The following is a 6,156-nucleotide window of genomic DNA, read 5'->3' as shown; positions in this document are numbered from 1 at the left end:
AGTTGATACTTCCAAAGAAGGTCAATATCCAGTGGTTTATCAAAACGGGAAAGTAAAAGCAACGGCGACGATTACGGTTGTTACCAACCAAGAAACGGTAGTTGCTAAAGACAGTACGATTTATGAAGGCGATGACTGGCAAGCCGCCGACAACTTTGTGTCGGCAACAGATAAAGACGGCAACGCAGTAAAACTGGCTGATATCACAACAGTAGGGACAGTTGACAGCGCCACACCAGGGAAATATGAAGTGATTTATCGCAATGGCAAAGCTGAAGCGAAAGCCATGATCACCGTGTTAGCTGATCAAACGAGTGTCAAAGCCAAAGACAGTAACTTATATGTTGGTGACGAGTGGCAAGCAATCGACAACTTTGTTTCGGCAACGGATAAAACAGGAGCAAACCTACCATTTTCAAGAGTGACTGTTAGTGGATCAGTTGATACGAGCAAAGAAGGTCAGTACAAAGTTACTTATAGCAATGGTAAAACAGAAGCTATTGCTACGATTACGGTTGTTGCGAACCAAGAAACGGTGGCAGCTAAAGATAGTACGTTGTATGTAGGTGACTCATGGGTAGCCGCGGATAATTTTCTTTCCGCAACAGACAAAGACGGCAAGGCATTGCCGCTAACAGAAGTAACCGTTGATGGCACAGTTGACACTTCTAAAGCAGGGAAATATGAAGTGGTTTATCGCAATGGCAAAGCCGAAGCGACTGCCACGATCACCGTGTTAGCTGATCAAACAAGTGTCAAAGCCAAAGACAGTACTCTGTATGTCGGCGACGATTGGGAAGCTGCCGACAACTTTGTCTCAGCCACAGACAAAACGGGAGCGAACCTACCATTTTCAGGAGTAACGGTTAGTGGATCAGTCGATACCTCCAAAGCAGGCGAGTATCCAGTGGTTTACCAAAATGGAAATGTCAAAGCAACGGCGACGATTACAGTCGTTGCCAACCAAGAAACGGTGGTTGCTAAAGATAGTACGATTTATGAAGGCGATGACTGGCAAGCCGCCGACAATTTTGTATCGGCAACAGATAAAGACGGCAACGCAGTAAAACTGACTGATATCACAACAGTAGGCACAGTCGATAGCGCCACACCAGGGAAATATGAAGTAATTTATCGCAATGGCAAAGCTGAAGCGAAAGCGACGATCACCGTGTTAGCTGATCAAACGAGTGTCAAAGCCAAAGACAGTACTCTGTATGTCGGCGATGACTGGCAAGCTGCCGACAACTTTGTCTCAGCCACAGACAAAACGGGAGCAACGGTTGAGTTATCAGGAGTAATCGTTACTGGTACCGTCGATACCAATCAAGAAGGCACATACGATGTCACTTATACGAATGGAAAAGTCAGCGCCACAGCGACAATCACTGTGGATGCTCACGAAGAAACGGTCGTAGCAAAAGATAGTACAATCTATGAAGGAGAGAAGTGGCAAGCCGTCGATAATTTTGTCTCGGCAACAGATAAAAGCGGACAAGCAGTCGATTATGATCAAGTATTGATTAGCGGTACAGTCAATACTGATGTGCCTGGAAAATACCAAGTCATTTATCGAAATGGCAAAGCTGAAGCAATTGCCACGATCACCGTGTTGGCAGATCAAACGTCTGTGACTGTGAAAGATAGCGTGATTTATGTCGGTGATAACTGGACAGCAGCCGACAATTTTGTCTCCGCTACAGATCGTGACGGTAAGTCACTCGCATTGGAGCAACTGCTGGTGGACGGTTCGGTGGATACGAAGAAAACGGGCACCTATCAAGTCACTTATTCAATCGTCACTGATGAAGCAGCAACTCCTAACTTTTTCGCACGTTTATTTGGTACTCGCTCACAAGAAGCAGTCACCGCCACAGCGACGATCAAAGTCGTTGAAAAAGCAGAAGAACCAGAGGAGGACGATCAGCAGCCTACGAAAGATGATTCTGACAAAGGTCAAGAAAAACCAACGGATGAAGGGCAGACTGACAAACAAACCAAAGCGACCGCAAAGGACAAACGGGTGCTACCAAAGACTGGTACAGCCATCACCCAAGGCTATTCGATTGTAGGAGTGAGCCTCGTTGCTCTAGCGGGGATCGTCTTCTTTCGTAAGAAACACACGAACAAAAGTAGAAAAACAAAATAAGTCTCAATGACTCTAACAGCGGATATCCTTCACGATATCCGCTGTTTTTGTTTTTTAAAATACCTGCTGTATTGCGGTTTTCTTGTCCGATAAGCAGCCGTATAAAGAAGATATAAAGATGCTAGCAGAAGATTTACACTATTTTTATTTCTTTTTGCGTATGCTTACGTCATGAAGGAGTGAAGAATATGAATCTTGTTTTAGGAATAATCGGAGTGATCGTAATGATCTATCTCTTTTGGTACTTGTTTGAGGGGGGAGAACGATGAGTAGCTATTTTGTGCAAGGCTTTTTATTTTTACTGATCTTACTAGCAGCCGCGGTTCCTTTGGGCTGGTATATCAAAGAAATCATGCAAGGAAAAACACCGCGGTTTGTCCGCTTTATTCAACCCATTGAACGGTTGACCTATCGAGTGATTGGTTCGGTCAGCAAAAAAGAAATGACCGCCAAAACCTATCTATTGTCCGTCTTGGCCGTCAGTGTCTTATCCATCATCGGATTGACTGGATTATTGATGGTCCAGCATTGGTTACCGCAAGGGGCCGCCGTTGAGAACATGTCCTTTGACTTAGCATTGAACACAGCCGTCAGTTTTGTGACGAACACGAACTGGCAAGCTTACGCTGGGGAAGAAGCACTGACCAATCTTTCCCAAGCATTAGGATTAACGGTGCAAAATTTCTTGTCAGCGGCAGTAGGACTAGCCGTATTGTGTGCCTTGATTCGTGGGCTGCAGCAAAAACAAAAACGTACGGTAGGGAATTTTTGGCAAGACATCACCCGTTCCTTGCTCTATATCCTTTTGCCACTTTCATTGATTTTAGCGATCTTGCTCCTGTCTCAAGGCGTCGTCCAAACGTTGAGCAGCGGCGTGGAAGTCAATGGATTTGAGGGGGAATCCTTTTGGATGGCGCTCGGACCAGTAGCGAGTCAAATCGCCATCAAGCAATTAGGGACCAACGGCGGCGGGTTCTTTGGCGCCAACGCCGCCCATCCATTTGAAAACCCAACGATGTTCAGTAATTTTTTAGAAAACTTAGCGATCTTGTTGCTGCCAGCTGCTTTGATTTTTGCCTTTGGCTTTTGGATCAAAGAATGGAAACAAGGACGTACGATCTTGATCACCGCAACCGTCTTTTTGATCCTAGCTTTTATTGGCGTAGTGATCAGTGAAGCTTATGGACCGCAATTCAGTCAAGTGCTTGGGAATGCCAATCTAGAAGGCAAAGAAGTACGTTTCGGTGTCGGTTGGTCGAGTCTCTGGGCAGTGAGTACCACCGCTGCTTCCAGTGGATCAGTCAATGCCATGCTGGATAGTTTCACACCACTCGGGGGTGCGATTCCGATGTTCTTGATGCAGCTGGGGGAAATCATCTTTGGTGGTGTCGGAAGCGGACTTTATGGCATGATCGCTTTTCTATTATTGACGGTCTTTATCGCTGGTTTACTCGTCGGACGAACACCAGAATATATCGGCAAAAAAATCGAAGCCTTTGACATTAAAATGACGAGCATCGTTATTTTGACGCCATTGCTACTGACGCTTTTCGGGGCTATGTTGATGACCTTGCATCCTGACATCATGAGCTGGCTAACCAATCAAGGCGCCCATGGCTTTAGCGAACTGTTGTATGCAGCAACTTCCTTCAGCAACAACAACGGGAGTGCCTTTGGCGGCTTGACCGCAGATACTGTTTTCCTAAATAGTTTGGGTAGTATCTTGATGTTCGTTTCACGTTTCGTTCCCATCGCAGCCATCTTGTATCTGGCAGAAAACATGGGGGCCAAAAAGAAAACCGTTCGTAATGAAGGAACCTTGTCAACCACGAGTCCAGTCTTTGTCACGATGCTGATCATTGTGATCATCGTGATCGGTGCACTGAGCTTTTTACCAGCGATGGCTTTAGGACCAATCGCAGACTTTTTTACAACGAAATAGGAGAGAGAAAAAATGAAAAAAATCTATCAATGGGCGATCGGCGAATCCTTTAAGAAATTGGATCCTCGCCAACAAATCAAAAACCCCGTAATGTTTGTGGTTTACTTAGGGGCGATCTTGACAACAATTTTATGTTTTCAAGAACAAACGGTCCCGTTGTGGTTTAGCATCAGTGTGACCGTCTTCTTATGGTTGACCTTGTTGTTTGCCAATTTTGCCGAAGCAGTGGCAGAAGGGCGCGGCAAAGCACAAGCGGATAGTTTGAAGCAAGCAAAAAAAGAAATCATGACCTACAAAGTCATGTCCCTGGAAGATGTCGCCAAGGAGGCTTTTATCGAAGTCCGATCCTCCGATTTAAAAAAAGGCGACTTGGTTTACGTTCCTTCTGGCGAACAAATTCCTGCCGATGGGGATGTCGTGGAAGGTGCTGCTTCGGTGGACGAAAGTGCCATCACAGGAGAATCAGCCCCTGTCATTCGTGAGTCTGGCGGCGACCGCAGTGCAGTCACGGGAGGAACGTTAGTCGTTTCCGATTACTTGGTCATCAAAGTGACCGCTGAAAATGGTCATTCTTTTTTGGATAAGATGATTGCGATGGTGGAAGGGACACAGCGGAAAAAAACACCCAATGAGATTGGCTTGCAGCTGTTCTTAGTGACACTGACCATTATCTTCTTGGCAGTTTCCATCACATTGATTCCTTTTACCGATTTTAGCAGTCAGTTATCTGGTCGGGGAACGGCGATTTCCAGTGTGATCGTGATCGCGTTACTGATTTGTCTTGCACCGACCACGATCGGCGCCTTGATTTCCTCGATTGGGATCGCTGGAATGAGTCGTTTGACCAAAGAAAACGTCATCGCCATGAGTGGACGCGCGATTGAAGCAGCAGGAGATGTGGATGTTTTGCTGCTGGATAAAACAGGAACCATTACTCTGGGGAACCGCCGTGCCAGTGAGTTCTTGCCAGTACCAGGGGTCACCGCCAAAGAGTTGGCAGATGCAGCGCAGTTGGCATCCTTTGCCGATGAAACGGCGGAAGGACGCAGTATCGTGATTTTAGCCAAAGAAGCCTTCAATATTCGTGAACGGGAATTTCAGCAAGCCGATGTCCATTGGATCGATTTTAGTGCCAAAACACGGATGTCTGGGATCGACTATCGTGGCGATAAGATCCGTAAAGGAGCTGCGGATACGATCAAGCAATATGTGACGGCAAAAGGGCAGACCTATCCCACTGCGTGTGACGAGATCGTAGAAAAAGTCGCTAAGGCTGGTGGAACCCCATTGGTCGTAGTAAAAAATGGCCAGGTACTTGGAGTCGTTTATTTAAAAGACATCGTGAAAAACGGCGTCAAAGAAAAATTTGCCGACATGCGAAAAATGGGCATCAAGACGATCATGATCACTGGGGACAATCCCTTGACGGCAGCTGCTATTGCCGCCGAAGCGGGCGTCGATGATTTCTTAGCCGAAGCAACACCAGAAAACAAAATGAACCTGATTCGCGAATATCAGGAAAAAGGGCACTTGGTGGCGATGACAGGGGATGGAACCAACGATGCACCCGCACTCGCCCAAGCCGATGTGGCAATGGCGATGAACACTGGTACGCAAGCAGCCAAAGAAGCGGGCAATATGATCGACCTTGATTCCAGCCCTACCAAATTACTGCAAGTAGTCCAAATTGGTAAACAGCTGCTGATGACCCGTGGGGCATTGACGACCTTTAGTATCGCAAATGATATCGCCAAATACTTCGCAGTGATCCCTGTTCTGTTTTATGCGATTTATCCAGAACTCGCAGCGCTGAATATCATGAATCTTGGTAGTCCCTTAACTGCGATTTTGTCTGCAGTCATCTACAATGCAGTCGTGATCATCGCCTTGATCCCTTTGGCGTTAAAAGGGGTCAAATACCAAGAAAAACCAGCCAGCCAAATGCTGCGGCACAATCTGGTCGTCTACGGCCTAGGCGGCATCATCGCACCATTCATTTGCATCAAGCTAGTAGATTTGCTTTTATCAGCTGTTCTGCTATAAGAAAAATCCATCAGAGTCAAGG

Annotated in this window: 3 protein-coding genes; all 3 read left to right on the top strand. The window is 46.4% G+C overall.

Translation table 11 applies throughout. The features are described from left to right. Nucleotides 1-2,149, top strand: a 2,149-nt coding sequence (locus tag IAE45_RS02965; RefSeq protein ID WP_200143118.1) for a bacterial Ig-like domain-containing protein, incomplete at its 5' end; no start/stop codon positions are given. Between the two features lie 265 nt (nt 2,150-2,414). Then, nucleotides 2,415-4,091: a potassium-transporting ATPase subunit KdpA gene (gene kdpA, locus IAE45_RS02960; protein ID WP_200124880.1), complete on the top strand. Its 1,677-nt coding sequence runs from the start codon at nt 2,415-2,417 to the stop codon at nt 4,089-4,091. A gap of 12 nt (nt 4,092-4,103) precedes the next feature. Further along, nucleotides 4,104-6,134, top strand: a complete 2,031-nt coding sequence (gene kdpB / locus IAE45_RS02955) for a potassium-transporting ATPase subunit KdpB (RefSeq protein ID WP_200124878.1) — start codon at nt 4,104-4,106, stop codon at nt 6,132-6,134. Nucleotides 6,135-6,156 lie beyond the last annotated feature (22 nt).

This window comes from Enterococcus sp. S53 (assembly GCF_016516865.1).
In the GTDB taxonomy this organism is placed as follows: Bacteria; Bacillota; Bacilli; order Lactobacillales; family Enterococcaceae; genus Enterococcus_D; species Enterococcus_D innesii.
The sequence above is the reverse complement of the archived record's forward strand: the minus strand, read 5'-3'. Positions and strand labels throughout refer to the sequence as shown.